The sequence below is a fragment of the Tropicimonas sp. IMCC6043 genome (genome assembly GCF_004146235.1).
Lineage (GTDB): Bacteria > Pseudomonadota > Alphaproteobacteria > Rhodobacterales > Rhodobacteraceae > Tropicimonas.
The window spans coordinates 362,948-382,995 of the sequence record NZ_SELO01000002.1; the positions used below are offsets into that span (position 1 = coordinate 362,948).

The window sequence follows — 20,048 nt, forward strand, 5'->3', positions numbered from 1 at the left end:
AATCATTGGCAACTTGTCGACGCCGTTTTAACGAATACTGTCAGAGATGCATCACTCCTCGAGCCCGTAGGCCTGGCGCAGCCCGCGCGCCGTTCCCGGACCGAAGTCGCCGTCGATGGCGCCGCTGTAGAAATTTCGTTCCTGCAGCCGACGCTGCAGCTCCTGTCGGGTGGCGAGGGTGAAGAGTTCGGGCTTTTCCTGCAACGTCACCAGCACTTCGGTCACTCCGGCGCGCAGCGCCGCATAGAGATAGTCGGCCGCATCCTGCGGCCCCTTGCCGGGAACCTGGCCACGATCGATCAGGACCGCGAAATTGTGCTGCGCGCGTGGATGCCGCTGGTCGGCGGCGCGTTCGAAATACTCCATCGCCTTCGTCTGGTCGGGCTCGAAGCCCAGCATGCCGTGGAAATAGAAATAGCCGACATCATTAAGGGCATCGGCGAATTCCTGATCCGCGGAGGCGAGATAAAGCTCGTGCGCCTTGTCCGGGTCGGCCTGAACGAGGACACCTTCCTCGTAGATCCGCGCCAGTTCGAACTGCGCCTGCGGGTCGCCCGCGTCGGCAGCGCGGCGATACCAGGAGACGGCATCGGCGGGACGGAAATCGCCGCCCGGGTTCATCCGCCGCGCGGCGAGCGCCACCATCGAGCGCGTATCTCCGGTCTCGGCCAGCGCAACCAGTTCCGGCTCGCGGTCGGCCGGCAGCGCCGACCAGGCGGAGATCAGGTCACCGCCGGTGGGCAGTGATATCTGGCCCTCGGCCGGCCCGGCCAGATAGAACGGCACGCCCGATAGCGAGCCATAGGAATAAGGCTCCTGCCGGTTGCCGGTCGCGCGAAGAACCTTGTCGCGGACCTGGCGGAACATCAGGCTGATCTCGAGCCCCGGCTGCGGCAGGGTCTCGATCAGCGCCTGGGCGAAGGGGCTGTTGCCGTTGTTGCCGTCCAGCGCGACCGAACCGTCCTTGGCCGCATAGGCCACAAGCGTGCCACGGTCGGGCGCGGAGGCGGCGAGGCCCTCGCCGGCTCCCCCGACGCTGCGGGCCCCCGAGGCATCCGCCGTCTCCGTCTCGCTGGCCGCCGCGATACCACCGCCAAGCGGATTGTTGCGGCACGCGTCTAGGATCACGATGCGCATCTTCCGCGCCCGGTCGACCACCTTGAGCAGTGTGTCGAGCGAGACCGCCTGCCGGCGCAGGTCGTCATTCGATTTCGGCGCGACGTCGACCGGCAGGAGGAAGTTCTCGCCCTGCACCTGCACCCCGTGACCGGCGAAATACACCAGCGCGAGATCCGCCGTCTCTGCGCGGAAGGCAAAATCATCCAGCACCTTCAGCAGAGGTTGAAGCGGCGAGTCGATCACCTCGGTGACCTTGAAGCCGATACCTTCGAGCGTCTCGGCAACGGCGCGGGCGTCCCGGACCGGATTGTCGAGCGCCGCAACGCTTTCGTAGTCGCCCATCCCGATGACCAGCGCGACCCGCTCGGTCGCCGCAAAGGCGGGCAGCGGTCCGACCAGCAGGAGGACAACCAGCAGGCGTTTCAATATCTTCATCTTCAGGCTCCAGGTCTTGCGAGAGGCGCGCGCGACGGCGCGACTATATCAGCCCTTCGCTGCGCCATTCGAGTAACTTTTCCTTGCTGACTTCGAAATGCATCGAATCTTCGCGGTTGAAGCCTGCCCCCCAGATCCACCCCTCCTCGTGAAAGAAGTCAGCGATGATGATGAGCCCGAGCTGGGTCTTGCCGTCGGTGAAATTGTCAAGCCGCCCGTTGATGTTGAGGTCGACGGCAAGACCGAAGGAATGGTTCGAGTAGCGCCCCGTCGTGCCGCGGATCTGGCGCACGCAGAGCGCGCCGGCGGTGTTGATGAGGTCGTGCAGCTTGGGGTCAGTGCGCCGGATGCTCTCGAAGACGCGCTTGAGGGACTCGATCGCCGGTTCCAGCATCGTGACGGTGACCGGTCCGACCTGCTCCGTCCGCAGCATCGCCTTGAGGCCTTCGTTGGTCATCGGCTCGCAATTGTCTGAAAGCACGTCACGCGGCCTGCCGAGAAGATCGACGATGAAGGAGGAAGAGGCGACCGACAGCGGGTTATTGAATCCGGTGCGGTTCTGGATCAGCACGACCTCGGTATACTCGTTGTCCTCGATCTCGCCGATCGGCGCCTGGCTTCCGCCGGTGCCGCCTCCCCCGCCGAGGGTCCGCGCCGAGGCGAGATCGCGTTCCACGCGCTGAAGCTGCGAGTTGAGCTCCCGAACCGCCGCGGAGAGTTCGTCGACCCGCTCCTGAAGCTGGAAGATCACGTTTTCCTGGTTGAGGAATTCGAACACGAGGTCGTCGACGGTGGCATCCGGCCCGAGTGTCGAGGTCCGGCTGGGGCTGAGCATTTTCGGCAACACGATCCAGAGCACGGGGGCAATGAGCAACGCGACCGCGATGATGATTGCCGGGACGAGTCGCATGCCATCTTCCTGTATCGTTTCGTTCGAAAAGGTCTGGCGCGAGTAAACGCGCCATGCGCCCGCGAGGCAAGGGGCGAGTGGGCCGAGGCTTTCAAGGCGCTTCACACCGTTGTGAAGCAGGCTGATGCCGCCCGGCCGGCCCGGCCGCGCCAGTGCCTCGACATAGCCATGTATGCCAAGAATATGCCTTAAAATTTCGGTATTTCGCCGGGTATCGTTATCTCGTGTTGAATAGCAACACGCCAGGATGCCGACTCGGCCGCCTCGCTCCCCATCGCTTGTGCGTTGCCGCCTGAATTGGGGTGGTATAGGCTGTTGTCGGATGCCGAACTTGAATTGGAGTTTGTTATGAGCCGAAGGATTATATTGGCCGCCCTGACGGTCGCTTTTGCCGCCGGCCTGACGGCGCCGACGTTTGCGCAGGACAATGATGCATCGCAGCAAAGCGCCGAGGAGTTGCAGAAGCTTTTCGAAAAGCAGAAGACCCGCGGTCTGGTGATCGCCCCTGCCGGTGGCGCCGGGGCCAATGCCGCCGCGCCGGCGCCGGAGCAGCTGCAGCAGGCGGCGGTCTACAGCGAGACCGACGCGGATACGGAGATCAATGTGCGGATCTCCTTCGACTTCGATTCCGCGCTGCTGCGCGAGGACCAGAAGCCGAAGCTCGCCACGCTCTGCGAGGCGATGACGAACATGGAAGGCCAGATCTTCCGCATCGTCGGTCATACCGACGCGAAGGGATCGGAGAAATACAACCAGAACCTGTCAGTGCTTCGGGCGTCCGAGGTGAAGCGTTACATGGTGGGCACCTGTGGCATCTCCGAAGACCGTCTGATCGCGATCGGTGTCGGCGAGGGCCATCCCGTGAACGACAGCGATCCGAACGCCGAGGAAAATCGCCGCGTTGAATTCCAGCTGATCAGCTGACCGGCCTGCAACATATCCCGGAAGGCCGAGCCGAGGCGATAGCGCGACGATGAACAGCCCTGCAAGCGACACGACCTTCCATGTCGGCGAACTGCTGAACAACACCTTCCGGATCGAGGCAGTCCTCGGGCGTGGCGGCACCTCCGAAGTGTTCCGCGCTCGCAACGAGATTTCCGGGCGTCTCGTGGCGCTCAAGGTTCTGAAGGCCGAGTTTGCAGGAAACGAGAACTTCCTCGTGCTCATGAAGCGCGAGGAGGAGATGCGCGACATCCGCCACGACGCGGTGGTCGGCTACTCGGAAAACCACCGGACTGCCGAAGGCCATATCTACCTTGTGATGGATTTCGTCGACGGGCCCTCACTCGAGGCGAAGATGAAAAAGGGGGGCATGTCGGCCGAGGATCTGTTGATCGTCGCCCGCCGCGTTGCCCAGGGCCTCCACGCTGCGCATGAGCGACGCATCGTCCATCGGGATCTTTCCCCCGACAACATCATTCTCAAGGGCGGCGACCCGGCCCGCGCTGTGATCATCGATTTCGGCATCGCCAAGGATTCCAATCCGGGTGCCAGCACCATCGTCGGCACCGAATTCGCCGGCAAGTTCGCCTATGCTGCACCTGAGCAGATGGGCGGCCATGTCGATGCCCGCTCGGACATCTACGCCCTTGGTATGACTCTTCTCGCCACCTTCCAGGGCCACCATCCCAAGGTCGGCGGCAATCTGCTTGAAGTGCTTGAGGCCAAGAAGCTGCCGCCCGACGTCTCGGCGGTTCCCGAACCGTTACAGAGCCTGATCGCGCGCATGGTCGAACCGGATCCGCTGGCGCGCTTCCAGTCCACCGAGGAGATCCTGCGGGAGATTGCCGCCATCGAGTCCGGCAAACCCGGGGGCCAGGGCGCTCTGGATATCCTCCAGGGGGCGCGGCCGACCGAACGGGAGGCCCCATCCCGAGCCTCCCAACCGGCATCGCCCCAACCCTCGCACCGCAAGGAGACGTCGGCAGCCGCATCGTCCGCCCCGCAGAAGAAATCGTCGAGCGCCATGCCGATCATCATCGCGCTGGTCGTACTTCTCGCGGTCGGTGGCGGGGCGGCGGCGTGGTTCATGGGTCTTTTCGGCCCGAAACTTCCCGTGGCGGACCCGTATACCTTCGCGGCCGAACGGGTGGAGCTCGGCGGGCCGGTGCTCACCGGCCATGTGCCAAGCCAGGAGATGCTCGACACGCTCAAGATCCGGACCTCGGCCGAGGGCGGCACGGTGGATCTCAGCCTCGCCCGCGGCGACATTGCCGATGGTTGGCAGGAAGCGGTCGAGAGGGCAATGTCGCAGGCGGCAGCGCTCGACGTCTTCACTATCCGGGTAGAAGGCAACGACATCACGCTCGAAGGCGCCACCAGCGACGCCGCCGTGCGCGACCGGCTGGACGATTTTCTCGCCGCGCCCGCCCTGCCTGCCGGCATGGTGCTTGACGGCCAGATCGATTTCCTCGCGCCACCGCTTTCGGCCTCGACGCTCGAGCCGATCCTTGCCCAACATGCCGATTGCGGCCCGCTTGCCCTCGCCGATGCGCCGGCCGGAGGCTACGGACCGGACGACACGATCGCGGTGACCGGTACGCTCGCAAGCGCCAATAGCCGGCTGAGTCTCTACGATGCGCTGAGCGGCGTCGCCGAGGGGCGGGACGTCACTGTCGAGACCGAGCTGCTCAATCCTGCTCTCTGCCTTGTCGAACACGAGTTGCCGAAGGTACCGCCGGGCGGCATCGGCATCGATTTCGGCTTTGGCGAGTCCGGCAAGCCGAACCCGTCCGGGCGCTTCCTGACCGGCGAGAACCCGGTGATTGACATCGTTCTGCCAGCCGACATGCTGACCGGGTACCTCTACGTCTCGATCATCGACGTCACCGGCAGCGTCTTCCACCTGCTGCCCAACGTGAACCGGTCCGGAAACTCGGTGGCCGATCTCAGGGGCCTGCAGGACGGTCCGGTCTCGATCCGCGTCGCGTTCCCGGTCTCGGACGCCGCGCCCGACCGGATCGCCTTCCTCGTCGATGACAGCCTGCTCGGGAAGAGCAAGATCCTAGTGCTGCATTCGGACGAACCGCTCTTCGACACTCTTCGGCCCACCGCCGAAAGCGTCGAGGGCTATGTCGAGGCACTGACATCCGGCGGCACGCACGGTACCGGCGACATCCAGACACTCGACAGCCGCGTGCTCGAGATGGTCGCGCCCTGAGCAATCGCCCGGCGCACACCCGAAAATCCCAACTGCCGTATCCGTGATCGCGTCATCGTGGCGCGATCACGCGAAAACACGTGACATCCCGGCTGATCGGAGTCAAAATTCAATCAAACGTTTGATTGAATTTTGAGTCGCCATGTCCGAAGCCCCTCCCCCGCAAGGCCCTTCCGAGCAGACCCGCCGGGCGCTGATCGACGCCGCGATCACGCTCTTCGGCAAAGCCGGATACCAGGCCAGTTCCACCCGCGCGATCGCCCAGCGCGCGGGCACCAATGTCGCCTCCATTGCCTATCATTTCGGCGGCAAGGCCGCACTGCGGTTGGCCTGCGCGGAAGCCGTCGCCGAGCGCATCGGCGCCGTCCTTGGCGCAACCGAGATCCCGTCGCCCACGGACCCGGACCACGCGGTCCAAATTCTCGCAGGGGTGGTCCGCAACTTCGTCCACTTCATCCTGCTCGAGCAGGAAGAGGCGAATTTCGTTCCCTTCATGCTGCGCGAACTTGCCGAGGAAGGCCCGGCGCTCGACCTGGTCTACAGCACCACCTTCGCCCCTCGCCACCGCGCCTTCTGCCGGTTGTGGGAGGCTGCCAGCGGCTGGCCGGCCGAGAGCGAGGAAACGCGGCTCGCCGTCTTCGCCATAATCGGCCAGGTGCTCTATTTCCGCATCGGCGAGAGCCTCGTGAAACGGCGCCTCGACTGGGACCGTCTCGACGAGGCCCGCGTTGCGAAAGTCACCGACATCATCACCACACATCTCAAGGCCGCCATTTCCGCGGCACGGGAGATCACCCATGATTGACACGATTTGCGGCCTCCCGATCCTGGCAACCTTCTTTGCGGCCTGCACCGGAGTGCCGCCGCTGGCCACCGGCTATGTCGAAGGCGAATTCCGCCTGATCGCACCGATCACGACGGCGCAGGTCGAGAGCCTCGCGGTTCAGCGGGGCGACCGCGTCGAGGCCGGCCAGGTCCTCGCCGAAATGGAAACCCGCGATGCCGCCATCGCGGTGGCCGAAGCGCGGGCGGCACTGGAACAGGCCGAGAGCACGCTCGCGAACCTTCGCGAAGGCCGACGCGCCGAGGAGATCCGCGTCATCGAGGCCAATCTCGCCTCTGCGAAGGCCGAGGTGCGCGAGGCCGAGCGCGAGGAGCAGCGCCTTGCCGACCTTGTCGAGCGCGGCATCACTCCGCAGACCCAGCTCGACGACGCCACGCTGCGGCTCGACATGGCGCGGGCCAAGGAAGCCGAGGTCGAGGCAAATCTCGCCGTGGCCCGCCTTCCCGCCCGGCGGCACGAGATCGAGGCCGCCGAGGCGGCGCTCGCCCAGGCCCGCGCGCGCAAGGATGCCGCGGAGTGGCAACTCGGGCAGCGTCGCCTGACCGCGCCAGCCGCGGGGATCGTCCACGAGGTGCTGCGCACCGATGGCGAGATCGCCGGACCGAGCGCGCCGGTCCTGACATTGCTTCCCGACGGTGCGGTGCTGCTGCGGCTCTATGTTCCCGAGCCGGCACTGGCCGGGATCGGTCTCGGCACCGTGCTCGAGGTGAATTGCGACGGCTGCCCGCCGGGCGAAGCCGCGACCGTCAGCTATGTCTCGGACTCGCCGGAATTCACGCCCCCAGTGATCTACTCGCTCGATAACCGCCAGAAGCTGGTCTATCTCGTCGAGGCCCGACCGACCGCAGATTCCAAGGGACTGAAGCCCGGCCAGATCGTCGATGTCCGCCTGCCGGGGGACGCACAGTGATCGATCCGGCAATCCGCGTCGAACACCTGACCAAGCGCTTTGGCGGCCGCGCCGTGGTGAACGACGTGACGATGGAGGTGGCGCGCGGCCAGATCACCGGCTTTCTCGGCCCCAACGGTTCAGGCAAGACGACGATGATCCGCGTCATGTGCGGCCTGCTGACGGCCGACGAGGGCACGGGCACCGTGCTCGGCTACAATCTCGGGCGCGACACGCGGGCGATCAAGGCCGAGATCGGCTACATGACACAGCGCTTCTCGCTCTACGAGGACCTGACGATCCGCGAGAATCTCGACTTCGTCGCCGGGCTCTACCGGCTGCGCCCGCGCCGCCGGATCGTCGCCGAGACGCTTGCAAACCTCGGCCTGACGGCGCGCCGGAATCAACTCGCGGGCAAGCTCTCGGGCGGCTGGAAACAGCGGCTGGCGCTCGCCGCCTGCGTGATGCATCGCCCCAAGTTGCTGCTCCTCGACGAGCCGACCGCCGGTGTCGACCCCAAGGCACGGCGCGACTTCTGGGACGAGATCCATCACCTCGCCGCCGGCGGCATGACGGTGCTTGTCTCGACCCATTACATGGATGAGGCAGAGCGCTGTCATTTCGTCAATTACATCGCCTATGGCTCGCTGGTGGCCTCGGGCACCGTCGATGATGTGATCGCCCATGCCGGGCTCACGACGATCCTTCTCGAAGGGCCGGTCGCGGCGATCAATGAGGCGGACCGGCGGCTGCGTGGCCGGGACGGCGTCGACGAGATCGCGCCCTTCGGCACGACTCTGCATGTCGTCGGCCGCGATGCCGAGGCGCTTGGCCGGGCAGTTGCCGCGGTGGCCGAGGAGACCGGCACGCGGGCGACCCCCACCGAGACCAGCCTAGAGGACGCCTTCATCCGCTTCATGGGCACTAGCCAGGACAACATGGCATGACCCTCTTCTCGCTCCGCCGCCTCGCCGCGCTTCTGCGCAAGGAAACCGTGCAGATGCGCCGCGACCGCGTCACCTTCGCGATGATGATCGGCATCCCGCTGATCCAGCTCGCACTCTTCGGTTTCGCCATCAACAACGACCCCAAGGACCTGCCCGCCGCCCTCGTCGCGCCAACGCAGGACCGCTATTCGCGCGCCATCGTCACGGCACTGGAGCTGACCGGCTATTACCGCTTCGACCACGTCACCAGTTCGGCCGCCGAGGCGGAGGCGCTGATCGAACGTGGCGCAGTCTCCTTCGTGGTGACGATTCCGTCGGATTTCGACCGCCGGGTGGATCGGGGCGATTCTCCCCAGATTCTGATCGAGGCCGACGCGACAGACCCCGCGGTGGCCTCGGGCGCGATCTCGACGCTCGGACAGGTGGCGGCCGAAGCGCTGCTGCATGAGCGCGGGCAGGAGGCGGTGGCCGAAGACGCCGCCCGCGGCGCGCTCGAGGTGGTGGTCCACCGCCGCTACAATCCCGAGGGGATCACACAATACAACATCGTGCCCGGGCTGCTCGGCGTCATCCTCCAGATGACGATGATGATGATGACCTCGATGGCGCTGACCCGCGAGATTGAACGCGGCACGATGGAAAACCTTCTGGCGATGCCGGCCAACGGCTTCGAGATCATGCTGGGCAAGATACTGCCCTATTTCTTCGTCGGCGCTGTGCAGGTGGCGATCATCCTGCTGGCCTCGAAGCTGCTCTTCGGCGTGCCCTTCGTCGGTTCGGTCTGGCTGCTGATGGGCGGCATCTTCCTCTTCGTGCTGACGCTGGTGCTGCTCGGCTACACGATCTCCACCTTCGCGCGCACTCAGATGCAAGCGATGCAGCTCACCTTCTTCATCTTCCTGCCCTCCCTCCTGCTCTCGGGGTTCATGTTCCCGTATCGCGGCATGCCCGACTGGGCGCAGGTGCTGGGCGAGGGGTTCCCGCTCACCCATTTCCTGCGGATGGTCAGGGCGGTGATGCTGAAGGGCGCGGGGTTCGAGAACATTTCCGCACAGGTGGCTGCGCTCTGCGTCTTCGTGCTCGTCTTCTCGATGATGGCGCTGCTGCGGTTCCGGCGAACGCTCGACTGAGGCCGGCCCGAGGGCGTACCGTGTCCGGCGCCCGTTCCGGGCGCTGCTCTACCCTTTGGCATTGTCGGATAAGTGAAGCTGCTGCTTCAGCCGTTCTGCGGCCAGCTCTGGTGGTAGTCGTCTATGACATAGACGTGCTGGTGGCTCTTATGGCCTGCGAGGTGCGGGTGATCGGGCGGCAGGTCCGGATGCTCATGCTCCACCTCCCGGATCTGGCCGGGGGACCAGAGGCGGCGGGCCGCGAGGAGGCCCGCGAGGCAGATCAGGCCGAGCATCGTAAGCGCGACGAGCGTGCCGAAGCGGGTCTGAAGCCAGCCCGAGAGCGGGTAGGTCAGAAGCCAGCAGGCGTGCGACAGCGCGAATTGCGCAGCATAAACGGCGGGGCGATCCTCGGCATGGGCGGACCGGCGCAACAGGCGCCCGGACGGGGTGAGCACCGCCGAGTAGCAGGCGCCGAGCAGGAGCCAGGCCGGCAACAGGAGCGACCACGAAAGGCCGGTCGCGGCGATGAGAGCGGCAAGAGTCAGCAGGACGGCAGAAAGCCCCGCGGCCCCCGCGAGCATGACATCGCGGTCCGGCAGGTGGTCGAGCAGGCGCGGCAGCGAGAGCGCGGCGAGCATCGAGCCGCCGCCGAACGCCGCCAGCGTCAGCGCAACCGCGCCCTCGCCCTGCCCAAGCGCGCCACGGACGAGGACGACGGTGTTGACGATGACCATGGCGCCGGCCGCGGCGACGGCGAGGTTGAGCGCCAGCAGCCCCTGCAGGCGTGGCGTCCTGAGATAGATGCGCAATCCCCGCGTGGTGTTTGCGTAGATGCTGCGCCGCGCGCTCGGAGCGGGACCCGGCAGCACGGCGGAGAGCACGAGGAACGCCGAGGCGAGGAAGCCTGCGGTGGTGCCGAAAAACAGCGAGTCGAAGCTGAGAAAGGCCAGCAGAAGCGCCGCCAGCATCGGTGAAACCAGCGCTTCCAGGTCGTAAGCGAGGCGCGAGAGCGAGAGCGCGCGCGTGTAGTCTTCGTCGTCGGGCAACAGGTCCGGGATCGTCGCCTGGAAGGCCGGGGTAAAGGCCGCGGAGGCCGATTGCAGCAGGAAGATCAGGATGTAGATCTGCCAGATCTCGGTGACGAAGGGCAGAAGCAGCGCGACACCCGCGCGGACGAGGTCGAGCGCGACCAGCATACGCCTGCGCGGCCAGCGGGCGGCGAAGGCGCCGGCGACCGGCGCGATGCCGACATAGGCCAGCATCTTGATGGTGAAGGCCGTGCCGAGCACCATCGCCGCGCCGTCGCCGGCGAGGTCATAGGCCAGTAGTCCGAGCGCCACGGTCGCAAGGCCGGTGCCGAGGAGCGCGACGACCTGCGCGGCGAGGAGATGTCGGTAGGAGCGGTTGGCGAGGATCGCGAGCATCTGGCGACTCCGGGACTTCCGCGCCAACCTATCCCCCCGGGACCAATGGGGCAACCGAGGGGTGGCGCGGCCTCTGGTGCCGTCTCCGGTGCTCCGGCAGGATGGGGGCAAGAGTCCTGGCGGAGCAAGGAGGCCCGATGACTCGCTATGTCGCGCTGCTTCGGGCGGTGAATGTCGGCGGCACAGGCAAGCTGCCGATGGCGGCGTTGGTGCGCCTTTGCGAAGCCGCCGGCTTCGCGACGGTGCGGAGCTATGTCGCGAGCGGCAACGTGCTCTTCGAGAGCGACCAGCCGGACCAAGCTGTTCAGGCCGCGCTCGAAGCGCAACTGGAAGGATATGCCGGCCGGAAAATCGGCGTTCTGCTCCGCGATTCGGAGGAGATGGCGAAAATTTGCGCCGCCAATCCCTTCGCCGGCCGGGACCCGAAATTCACTCATGCCATCTTCCTCGATGCCGCAGTGCCGCCCGATGCGCTCGCGAACGCGCGCGGCCGCGCGGATGAGGCGCTGGCGCTCGGGCGGCGCGAGATCTACGTGCATTACCCCTCGGGTTCGGGCCGCTCCAAGCTGCGTATCCCGGAGGCAGCAGGCGGAACGGCGCGCAATATGAACACGGTGGCGAAACTGGCCGAAATGCTGAAGGGCAGCTGAGCGGGCGACCCGCTTGCGGCCCGCGCGGTGCGAAGCTAAACCCCAACCGATCACAGCCCGACCCCGGAGGCCCCATGTCGATCGACACAGACACAGCGCGCCGCGTCGCCAAGCTCGCCCGCATCAAGGTCGAGGACGACGCCCTGCCCGCCCTTGCCGGCGAGTTCAACGCCATCCTCGGCTTCATCGAGCAATTGAACGAGGTGGATGTGGAGGGCGTCGAGCCGATGACCTCGGTGTCGCCGATGCGCCTCAAGCGCCGCGAGGACGTGGTGACCGACGGCGGATACCAGAAGAAGGTGCTCGCCAACGCCCCTGACGCCCGCGAGGGCTTCTTTGCCGTTCCGAAGGTGGTCGAGTGATGTCCGAACTGAGCCAGATGACCATTGCCGGCGCCCGCGACGCATTGCGCGCCGGCGAGGTGACCTCCGCCGAACTGACCCGGGCCTGCCTCGACGAGATCGAGAAGGCCGACGCGCTCAACGCCTTCGTGCACAAGACGCCCGAGATCGCGCTCGAACAGGCCGCGGCCGCGGATGCCCGCATCCAGGGCGGTGCGGAGAACCCGATGTGCGGCATCCCGCTCGGGATAAAGGACCTGTTCTGCACGCAGGGCGTGCCAAGCCAGGCCGCTTCGAACATCCTCGAAGGATTCCGGCCGGAATACGAATCCACCGTCACGACTCAACTCTGGCAGGCCGGTGCGGTCATGCTCGGCAAACTCAACATGGACGAGTTCGCCATGGGCTCGTCGAACGAGACCTCCTGCTACGGCAACGCTGTGAACCCGTGGCGGCGCGGCAATGACGAGACGGCGCTAACGCCCGGCGGCTCCTCGGGCGGCTCGGCCGCCGCGGTCGCGGCCGATCTCTGCCTCGCGGCCACCGGCACCGACACCGGCGGCTCGATCCGCCAGCCAGCCGCCTTCACCGGCATCACCGGGCTGAAGCCGACCTATGGCCGGGTCTCCCGCTGGGGCATCGTCGCCTTCGCCTCCTCGCTCGATCAGGCCGGTCCGATGACCAAGACCGTCCGCGACGCCGCGATCATGCTCGGCGCGATGGCCGGGCACGACCCGAAGGATTCCACCTCCGCCGACCTTGCCGTTCCGGATTTCGAGGCGGCTATCACCGGCGACATCCGTGGCAAGAAGATCGGCATTCCCAAGGAATACAGGATGGATGGGATGCCGGCCGAGATCGGCAAGCTCTGGGAGGACGGCGCGGCGATGCTACGCGATGCCGGCGCCGAGATCGTCGACATCTCGCTGCCACACACGAAATACGCCCTGCCCGCCTATTACGTGATCGCCCCCGCCGAGGCCTCGTCCAACCTCGCCCGTTATGACGGCGTCCGCTTCGGCCACCGCGCCAAGCTCTCGCAGGGAGACGGCATCACGGAGATGTACGAGAAGACCCGCGCCGAGGGTTTCGGCGACGAGGTCAAGCGCCGCGTGATGATCGGCACCTACGTGCTCTCGGCCGGCTTCTACGACGCCTATTACAACCGCGCCCGCCGCGTGCGCGCGCTGATCAAGCGCGATTTCGACGAGGCCTATGCCGCCGGCGTCGACGCGATCCTGACGCCGGCCACCCCGTCGGCCGCCTTCGGCCTCGGGGAGATGGCCGAGGCGGACCCGGTCCAGATGTATCTCAACGACGTCTTCACAGTGACGGTGAACCTCGCCGGCCTGCCGGGCATCTCGGTCCCCGCCGGGCGCGATACACAGGGGCTTCCGCTCGGGCTGCAACTCATCGGCCGGCCATGGGAAGAGGGCGACCTGCTCAATATCGCGGCCTCGTTGGAAGCGGCGGCCGGATTTGTGGCCAAACCCGCGCGTTGGTGGTAATCTGGCGGCAAAACAAGCCGAACGAGACCGAGCAGGTGCCCCGATGAATCGACCCTCCCTTGCGGTGGCCTGCGTGCTGGCGCTGGCCGCCTGTGCGCCCGAAATCCCTGACAGCGCCGCGGGCGTGGGGTTTGGCAGCTATGACAGCTACGCCTCCGAGCGCTATGCCCGCGAGCGCGCGGCGCGGAACGCACAGCTCACCTCGTCGATCCCGACCGCCCCGCCGGAAGAGACCGGCGCCCCGTCACCCCGCCCCATCGCCGGCCCGCCGCTGAGTGCGATCGCAGCGCCAACGGCCCCGGTCGTCCCGGCGCCGGCCGCACCACAGGCCGTCAGCGTCCAGGAACTTGCCGCCGCGGGCATCGGCTCCAGCGTGATCACGCCGGCCACACCCGCGCCTGCCAGCTCGACACCAACGGCCGCGGTGGCGCAAGGCAACGTCCCCGCTCGCCCGGCCGATACCGGCCCGGATATCGTCGCCTACGCGCTGGCCACATCGCACCCGGTGGGACAGCCAGTCTATCGCCGCACGATGGCCAGCCAAGCGAGGGCGGACCGCCGCTGCGAAGGCTATTCCTCCGGCGACATGGCCCAACTCGCCTTCCTGGAGGCCGGCGGCCCGGAACGCGACCGGCACGGCATCGACCCGGACGGCGACGGATATGCCTGCGCCTGGGACCCGGGGCTTTACCGGCGCGCGGTCGGGCGGTAGAGCTTTTCCGGACGGGGCGCTCTTGGCTGTGTCCCGATCCCGTAACCCAGGAGGACGCCATGTCGGCACCCACGACGACCCGCGCATTTGCGCTGCCGGGAACAGCGCTCATTCTTCTCTTGGCGCTCTCCGCCTGTCAGGCCACCTCGCCGGAGCTCGAGTCCATGTCGCCCGAGGCGGCTGGCGAGACACTCGGCGATGTGGACGCAATGAGCGCCTCCGAGGACGTGCCGTCCGAACTCTCCGACGCCACCGGCGAGATGGAAATGTGACGTGACGGCTTCCATCACGACCGTGTCGTGACCGGGATCGCCTGGCACGGATCGCCGAATTTCGGCCCGCGCCGCAGTGGGGCCGTGCCGGATCTGATCGTGCTGCATTACACCGCGATGACCAGCGCAGAGGCGGCGCTGCAGCGCATGTGTGATCCCGGAATCGAGGTCTCGGCGCATTACCTGCTCGGCCGCGACGGGCGGTGCTGGCAGCTGGTCGATGAGGAGATGCGCGCCTGGCATGCCGGTGCCGGAAGCTGGGGCGGCCGCGGCGACGTGAACAGCCACTCCATCGGCATCGAACTCGACAATGACGGCGCCAGCCCCTTCCCCGCGCCGCTCATGGACCGGCTGGAGACACTGCTCGCCGACATCCTCGCGCGTCACGCGATCCCCCCTGCCCGCGTCATCGGCCATTCGGACATGGCCCCCGACCGCAAGATCGACCCTGGACGGCGTTTCGACTGGACACGCCTCGCCCGCCGCGGCCTCGCTTGCTGGCCCGACGCCGGCGCCGACGACGCGGCTGGTGCCGCCCCCAAGGCATCCACCCAGCTCGAGGCAGGGTTCCGGGATGCCGCCACGCAAATCGGCTATCCCGGCGACACGGATATCACGCCGCTCCTCGACGCCTTCCGCGCGCGCTTCTGGCAGCAGGCGCGCGGACCACTCACACCCGCCGATATCGCAAGGGCAGAGCAAGTCGCCCGCCTTTGTCCCGTTGACCCCGGGGCTTCGGCCGCATAAGTCCCTCTGGCGCGGATGGCCGGATGGCCGCGGGGGCGACCCCGAGGAAAGTCCGGACTCCCTGAAGCAACGGTGCCGGGTAACGCCCGGGCGGGGAAACCCGACGGAAAGCGCCACAGAGAACAGACCGCCGCGCTCGCGCGGCAAGGGTGAAACGGTGGGGTAAGAGCCCACCGCGGGGCCGGCAACGGCCGCGGCACGGCAAGCCCCACCGGGAGCAATGCCAGATAGGACCTCCGCGGGGCGCGTCCCCAGGGCCGCTTCAGCCCCAGGCAGGTCGGGTAGGCAGCTTGAGCGCACCGGCAACGGTGCGTCGAGAGGAATGGTCATCGACGGGGCGCGAGCCCCCGAACAGAATCCGGCTTACAGGCCATCCGCGCATATTTTCCGCCTCCCCAGGATTTTTTCGGTTCGCGACGCATCCGGTGCTAGACTGCCGCAACGTGTCTGTCAGGGAGGATAGCGAGATGAGTTTTCTGAAAGCGCTCATGGCCGTGGGCGCCGGCTTCGCCGCCGCAAGGGGCATGGACCAGTATCGCAAGATGGGCGGCATGGCCGGCCTGCAGGACATGCTGCAAGGCGCGGGTGACAGCCCGACCGCGGAGCATCTCGGCGCGCTCGCCGACAAGTTCGGCCTGCCCGGCGGCTCCGCGAAGGTCAAGGAGTTGATGGGGCAGATGGGGACCGGGACGGCCAGTGTCGCGGGCGCCAGCGCCGCCGGGCTCGGCAGCCTGATGACGACGTTGCAGGGTGCGGCAACCGCCGGCTCGAAGCACTCGGCCGACATGATCTCCTCGATATTCGGCGGAACGCCTGTGAATGACGTCATGGAGCGCCAGGCCAAGCTGATGATCCGCGCGATGATCCAGGCCGCCAAGGCCGATGGCGAGATCGACCCGCAGGAACAGGCTGCGATCCTCGAGCAGCTTTCCGAGGTCACCGAGGAGGAGCGCGCATTCATCCAGGCGGAACTCGCCAAGCCCATCGACATCGCCGGGCTCGCCGAGGACACCTCAGAGGCCGCGCGCGAACAGGTCTACGCCGCCTCGCTCAGCGCGATCCGGCTCGATCACGCCGCAGAAGCCGAGTACCTTCGCCAACTCGCGATCGCACTCCAGCTCAGCGACGCGCTGCGCGACCGCATCCATGCCTCGCTCGGTGTTCCTCCCATGAGCTGAGCCGCGCCGGCAGGGAATGGGGTTGACTCCCCGGCCGTCTGGCGTAAGAAGCGGGCTTCAGATTTCACGGGCCACGAGTCCGTTGCAGGAGACAGACCATGGCAAAACCGACGACGATCAAGATCCGGCTCAACTCCACCGCCGGCACGGGCCACTTCTACGTTACCAAGAAGAACGCCCGGACCATGACCGAGAAGATGGTCGTGAAGAAATACGATCCGGTCGCGCGCAAGCATGTCGACTACAAGGAAGGCAAGATCAAGTAAGGTCTCGCCGATCCGATGTTTTGGGGGCTGCGCGGGCGACCGCGCAGCCCCTTTGCCGTCTGCCAGGGTGACCAATGTCCGACGCGCCGCACACATTCCGTGTCCGAACGGCCACGCCGGCCGACACCGCCGGCGTCGATGCGTTGCTTGCGCGCTCCTATCCCGCACAGCTCAAGGCGGACTACCCTCCATCGGTGATGGTTACCGCCCTGCCGATCATCTCGCGCGCCCGGCCCGAACTTCTCGCCTGCGGAACCTACTATGTCGCCGAAGCCCCGAGTGGCGGGATCGTCGGCGCCGGTGGCTGGACCCCGCGCCCCGGTGAGCGCGGCGCGGCCGACATCCGCCACGTCGTGACCGACCACCGCCATCTTCGACAGGGCATTGGACGGGCGATCTTCCAAACCATCTTCTCCGAATCCGCCGCCGCCGGGATTGCTGCCTTCGACTGCCTCTCGACCCTGACAGCCGTGCCGTTTTACAGTGCAATGGGGTTTCTGGAGTTGGGCCCCGTCACAATACGGTTGAGGCAGGGAATCGACTTTCCGGCGGTACGGATGCGCCGGTCCTAGACGCGGGCGTTCGTGCGGGCACCAGTCGACCGGCGCACAGATACTCCTTGTCTTCCGCCCTGCTCTTGTCCCATTCAGACAAGACACAATGGACCATAGGCGAACCCCTTCGCCATTGAGAGAGCCCGCCCCGGATGCCGTCCGACCGCGACACAGCCCTGCCCCGCAAGACCCGGCGCAAACGGCCCGCCAAGCCGCCGCTCACCATCGGCTGGCGCGAAGTCGTCTCGCTGCCCGAGCTGGGCTTGCTGGATTTTGCCGCCAAGATCGACACCGGCGCGCGGACCACCGCGCTCCATGCCACCGAGATCACCGCATACCGGCAGGACGACGGTGAGCTCTGGGTGCAGTTCCGCCCGCCCGACCTGAAGCACCCCGCCCCTGATCTCTGCCACGCCCGGGTTTCCGACCGACGCGGGGTCAAGAACAGCGGCGGCAGTGTCGAGGAACGGCTCTTCATCCGCAGTCGCCTCATGATTGAGAAACGCAGTTTCCTCGTCGAGATCTCGCTGACCGACCGGGGCGAGTTGCGTTATCCGATGATCATCGGCCGAAACGCCCTTCGGGGCCACCGCCTCGTCGTGGATTGCGGCCATTCCTGGCTGACCCGGCCCGGCGTCTCCAGCAGAACCCAGAAGGATCCAGCGAAATGAAGATCGCCATGCTCGCCCGCAATCCCAATCTCTATTCGCACAAGCGCCTGAAGGAGGCCGCCGAAGAGCGCGGGCATGAGCTGACCATCATCAACACCACGCGCTGCTACATCAATATCGCCTCCCGCCGGCCGGAGATCTGGTATGACGGTGAGAAGCTGCCGACCTACGACGCCGTGATCCCGCGGATCGGTGCCTCTGTCACGTTCTACGGCATGGCGGTGGTGCGCCAGTTCGAGATGATGGGCGTCTACTGCCTCAACGAGAGTGTTGCCATCGGGCGTTCGCGCGACAAGCTGCGCTCGATGCAGCTGATGGCGCGCGATGGCATCGGCCTGCCGGTCACCACGTTCGCCTATGACTCGAAACAGACCGCCGAGGTGGTCAAGTTGGCCGGCGGCGCGCCCCTTGTCATCAAGCTCCTGGAAGGCACACAGGGTGTGGGCGTGATCCTCGCCGATACCGACCGCTCGGCGAAATCGATCATCGAGGCCTTCCGCGGCGCCAACATCAACATCATGGCGCAGGAATTCATCAAGGAAGCGGGCGGCTCCGACATCCGCGCCTTCGTCGTCGGCGGAAAGGTCGTGGCGACGATGATGCGGCAAGGGGAAGAGGGCGAGTTCCGTTCCAACCTGCACCGCGGCGGCTCCGCTAAGCTCCTGCGGATCTCGCCCGAGGAGCGCTCCACCGCGATCCGGGCCGCCCGGGCGGTCGGGCTCAATGTCTGCGGCGTCGACATGCTGCGTTCCAACCACGGCCCGGTGGTGATGGAGGTGAACTCCTCGCCCGGACTCGAGGGGATCGAGACCGCGACCGGCAAGGACGTGGCCGGGACGATCATCGACTATATCGAGAAAAACGCCAAACCGGGACGCTCGAAGACCAAGGGTCGCGGCTGAAGGGAAGCGGCCTCGCCCGGGGCCGTGTTAGCGCCCGTCGGTAACAAGTCTGCAGCGCTGTTTTCCCCCGCTGGCGGGATGTAGGGATCGCGTCGCTGCGTCCTGCTGCGCGCGAGACCCCGCCTTCTGCAACCGCGTGCGCAAATGCAAACGGCCGGACACGAGGTCCGGCCGTTTCCTTTTCCCATTTGGGAAATCTTATTCGCGGTTGCCGAACAAGCTCAGCAACATGATGAACATGTTGATGAAGTCGAGATAGAGGCTCAGCGCCCCCATGATCGCGGCCTTGCCGAGCCATTCCTGATCGCCGGTGACGGCCATCTGGATGTAGGTGTTCTTGATGGTCTGCGTGTCGTAGGCGGTAAGGCCCGCGAAGATCAGCACACCGATCACCGAGATCGCGAAGACCATGGCCGGGGAGGCCAGGAAGATGTTCACGATCGACGCGACGATCAGGCCGATCAGACCCATCATCAGGAAGGTGCCCCAGCCCGACAGGTCCTTCTTGGTCGTGTAGCCGTAGAGCGACAGGCCCGCGAAGGAGATTGCCGTGATCAGGAAGACCTGGGCGATCGAGGTCGACGTGTAGACGAGGAAGATGGAGCTCAGCGACAGGCCCATCACCGCGGCGAATGTGTAGAACATCAACTGCGCGGCCGAGGCCGACATGCGGTTCACCATCGCGGAGAGGCCGAACACGAAGATCAGCGGCGCGAACATGATCAGCCATTTGAGCGGCGAGGCATAGATCGCGGCACCAAAGCTGGTCAGGTAGGTGTCGGCACCAATCTGGTAGGCACTCGGAACCGACGACACCGCCAGCCCGGAGATCGCCCACGCGGCAAGCGCAGTGATCAGCATGCCCACGGACATCGTGCCGTAGACCTTGTTCATGTGGGCGCGCAGGCCCTCGTCGATCTGGGCGGCACGGGCGCCGGAAACACCAGCCGTCCGGATCGTGTCGTATTCAGCCATCGAAAACCTCCGTTCTTGTTCCCAAAAAACGCCCGCTGGGTCGCAGCGGACGTCTTTGCTGGAAATATCGTGGGCCCGAGGCGCCTTTTCAAGTCTTTCCGCGCTGCTTTTGCACGGCGACGGAACGATTCAGCCCATCCAGTGATGCGGCACGTCCCAGGCCGGGCGGGAGGCTTCGAGGTCCGCCTCGTCGCGACTGACGCCAATATCCCTCAGTGCGCGGTCGTCGAGCTGCGCCAGATCACGGCGCTGCTTGCGAACGGCCAGGACTTCCATGATCCGATGCAAGAGGCCCGGATGGCGCGACGTCCCGAGGAAATGGGTGTTGGTGCTATGAACGCTCATGACGGTTTCCTTAACAGATTGTGAACGCGGCTTCGCCTGCCATCATTTCTCTTGATCTATATGGGCGATCGTGTTTGATTTGAAAAA

22 protein-coding genes and 1 other RNA gene are annotated in these 20,048 nt (G+C 66.2%); 18 read left to right on the top strand and 5 right to left on the bottom strand.

The window, feature by feature from the left end:
* Positions 1–51: 51 nt before the first annotated feature.
* Together EU800_RS04050 and EU800_RS04055 are read right to left on the bottom strand one after the other, a co-directional pair.
* Positions 52–1,554 (bottom strand): caspase family protein, encoded by a 1,503-nt coding sequence (locus EU800_RS04050; RefSeq protein ID WP_129628795.1) that lies wholly within the window; start codon positions 1,552–1,554, stop codon positions 52–54.
* Positions 1,555–1,597: 43 nt separating this feature from the next.
* The gene (locus EU800_RS04055) at positions 1,598–2,464 is read right to left on the bottom strand and encodes a M15 family metallopeptidase (protein WP_129628797.1); all 867 of its coding nucleotides are present in this window, start codon (positions 2,462–2,464) and stop codon (positions 1,598–1,600) included.
* 348 nt (positions 2,465–2,812) lie between these two features.
* Here EU800_RS04055 and EU800_RS04060 point away from each other — a divergent pair, with 348 nt between their 5' ends.
* The 6 genes from EU800_RS04060 to EU800_RS04085 all read left to right on the top strand — a co-directional run bounded on the left by EU800_RS04060 (position 2,813) and on the right by EU800_RS04085 (position 9,434).
* Entirely contained in the window at positions 2,813–3,388 is a 576-nt protein-coding gene (locus tag EU800_RS04060) for an OmpA family protein (protein ID WP_129628799.1), read from the top strand.
* Positions 3,389–3,437: 49 nt separating this feature from the next.
* A complete protein-coding gene (locus EU800_RS04065) occupies positions 3,438–5,624 on the top strand; it encodes a serine/threonine protein kinase (protein ID WP_129628801.1) in 2,187 nt (728 codons plus the stop codon).
* 142 nt (positions 5,625–5,766) lie between these two features.
* On the top strand, positions 5,767–6,429 hold the full coding sequence (locus EU800_RS04070; protein WP_129628803.1) for a CerR family C-terminal domain-containing protein: 663 nt from the start codon (positions 5,767–5,769) through the stop codon (positions 6,427–6,429).
* Complete coding sequence (locus EU800_RS04075; RefSeq protein ID WP_207209846.1) at positions 6,422–7,378, top strand: HlyD family secretion protein; 957 nt, start codon at positions 6,422–6,424, stop codon at positions 7,376–7,378. The genes EU800_RS04070 and EU800_RS04075 overlap by 8 nt, the downstream gene beginning before the upstream one ends.
* Positions 7,375–8,304 carry an ABC transporter ATP-binding protein gene (locus EU800_RS04080; protein WP_242500398.1) on the top strand — a complete coding sequence of 310 codons (930 nt, stop codon included), beginning with the start codon at positions 7,375–7,377 and terminating at the stop codon, positions 8,302–8,304. Before EU800_RS04075 ends, EU800_RS04080 begins: the two co-directional genes overlap by 4 nt.
* Positions 8,301–9,434 carry an ABC transporter permease gene (locus tag EU800_RS04085; RefSeq protein WP_129628805.1) on the top strand — a complete coding sequence of 378 codons (1,134 nt, stop codon included), beginning with the start codon at positions 8,301–8,303 and terminating at the stop codon, positions 9,432–9,434. Before EU800_RS04080 ends, EU800_RS04085 begins: the two co-directional genes overlap by 4 nt.
* An 86-nt stretch (positions 9,435–9,520) precedes the next feature.
* On the opposite strand, the gene EU800_RS04090 is transcribed toward EU800_RS04085, so the two are convergent.
* A complete protein-coding gene (locus EU800_RS04090; protein ID WP_129628807.1) occupies positions 9,521–10,840 on the bottom strand; it encodes an MFS transporter in 1,320 nt (439 codons plus the stop codon).
* Between the two features lie 137 nt (positions 10,841–10,977).
* Between EU800_RS04090 and EU800_RS04095 the strand changes: the two genes are divergently transcribed.
* From EU800_RS04095 to rimK, 12 genes are all read left to right on the top strand, one after another.
* A complete protein-coding gene (locus tag EU800_RS04095) occupies positions 10,978–11,490 on the top strand; it encodes a DUF1697 domain-containing protein (protein WP_129628809.1) in 513 nt (170 codons plus the stop codon).
* 74 nt (positions 11,491–11,564) lie between these two features.
* A complete protein-coding gene (gene gatC / locus EU800_RS04100) occupies positions 11,565–11,852 on the top strand; it encodes an Asp-tRNA(Asn)/Glu-tRNA(Gln) amidotransferase subunit GatC (RefSeq protein ID WP_129628811.1) in 288 nt (95 codons plus the stop codon).
* Positions 11,852–13,339, top strand: a complete 1,488-nt coding sequence (gene gatA, locus EU800_RS04105; protein WP_129628813.1) for an Asp-tRNA(Asn)/Glu-tRNA(Gln) amidotransferase subunit GatA — start codon at positions 11,852–11,854, stop codon at positions 13,337–13,339. The genes gatC and gatA overlap by 1 nt, the downstream gene beginning before the upstream one ends.
* 43 nt (positions 13,340–13,382) lie before the next feature.
* Entirely contained in the window at positions 13,383–14,051 is a 669-nt protein-coding gene (locus EU800_RS04110; RefSeq protein ID WP_129628815.1) for a hypothetical protein, read from the top strand.
* Between the two features lie 59 nt (positions 14,052–14,110).
* Complete coding sequence (locus EU800_RS04115; protein WP_129628816.1) at positions 14,111–14,323, top strand: hypothetical protein; 213 nt, start codon at positions 14,111–14,113, stop codon at positions 14,321–14,323.
* 27 nt (positions 14,324–14,350) lie between these two features.
* Complete coding sequence (locus EU800_RS04120) at positions 14,351–15,070, top strand: N-acetylmuramoyl-L-alanine amidase (protein ID WP_242500399.1); 720 nt, start codon at positions 14,351–14,353, stop codon at positions 15,068–15,070.
* 11 nt (positions 15,071–15,081) lie between these two features.
* An RNA gene (rnpB, locus tag EU800_RS04125) (RNase P RNA component class A) lies at positions 15,082–15,452 on the top strand.
* Between the two features lie 85 nt (positions 15,453–15,537).
* Entirely contained in the window at positions 15,538–16,248 is a 711-nt protein-coding gene (locus EU800_RS04130) for a DUF533 domain-containing protein (RefSeq protein WP_129628818.1), read from the top strand.
* A 98-nt stretch (positions 16,249–16,346) separates the two neighbouring features.
* The gene (gene rpmG, locus EU800_RS04135; protein WP_068315689.1) at positions 16,347–16,514 is read left to right on the top strand and encodes a 50S ribosomal protein L33; all 168 of its coding nucleotides are present in this window, start codon (positions 16,347–16,349) and stop codon (positions 16,512–16,514) included.
* 74 nt (positions 16,515–16,588) lie between these two features.
* Positions 16,589–17,086: a GNAT family N-acetyltransferase gene (locus EU800_RS04140; protein ID WP_129628820.1), complete on the top strand. Its 498-nt coding sequence runs from the start codon at positions 16,589–16,591 to the stop codon at positions 17,084–17,086.
* Between the two features lie 134 nt (positions 17,087–17,220).
* Positions 17,221–17,739 carry a RimK/LysX family protein gene (locus EU800_RS04145; protein ID WP_129628822.1) on the top strand — a complete coding sequence of 173 codons (519 nt, stop codon included), beginning with the start codon at positions 17,221–17,223 and terminating at the stop codon, positions 17,737–17,739.
* Positions 17,736–18,641: a 30S ribosomal protein S6--L-glutamate ligase gene (rimK, locus tag EU800_RS04150; RefSeq protein ID WP_129628824.1), complete on the top strand. Its 906-nt coding sequence runs from the start codon at positions 17,736–17,738 to the stop codon at positions 18,639–18,641. The genes EU800_RS04145 and rimK overlap by 4 nt, the downstream gene beginning before the upstream one ends.
* Positions 18,642–18,839: 198 nt before the next feature.
* On the opposite strand, the gene EU800_RS04155 is transcribed toward rimK, so the two are convergent.
* Entirely contained in the window at positions 18,840–19,616 is a 777-nt protein-coding gene (locus tag EU800_RS04155; RefSeq protein ID WP_129628826.1) for a Bax inhibitor-1/YccA family protein, read from the bottom strand.
* A gap of 129 nt (positions 19,617–19,745) precedes the next feature.
* Positions 19,746–19,961: a DUF1127 domain-containing protein gene (locus tag EU800_RS04160; protein WP_129628828.1), complete on the bottom strand. Its 216-nt coding sequence runs from the start codon at positions 19,959–19,961 to the stop codon at positions 19,746–19,748.
* Between the last annotated feature and the right edge of the window lie 87 nt (positions 19,962–20,048).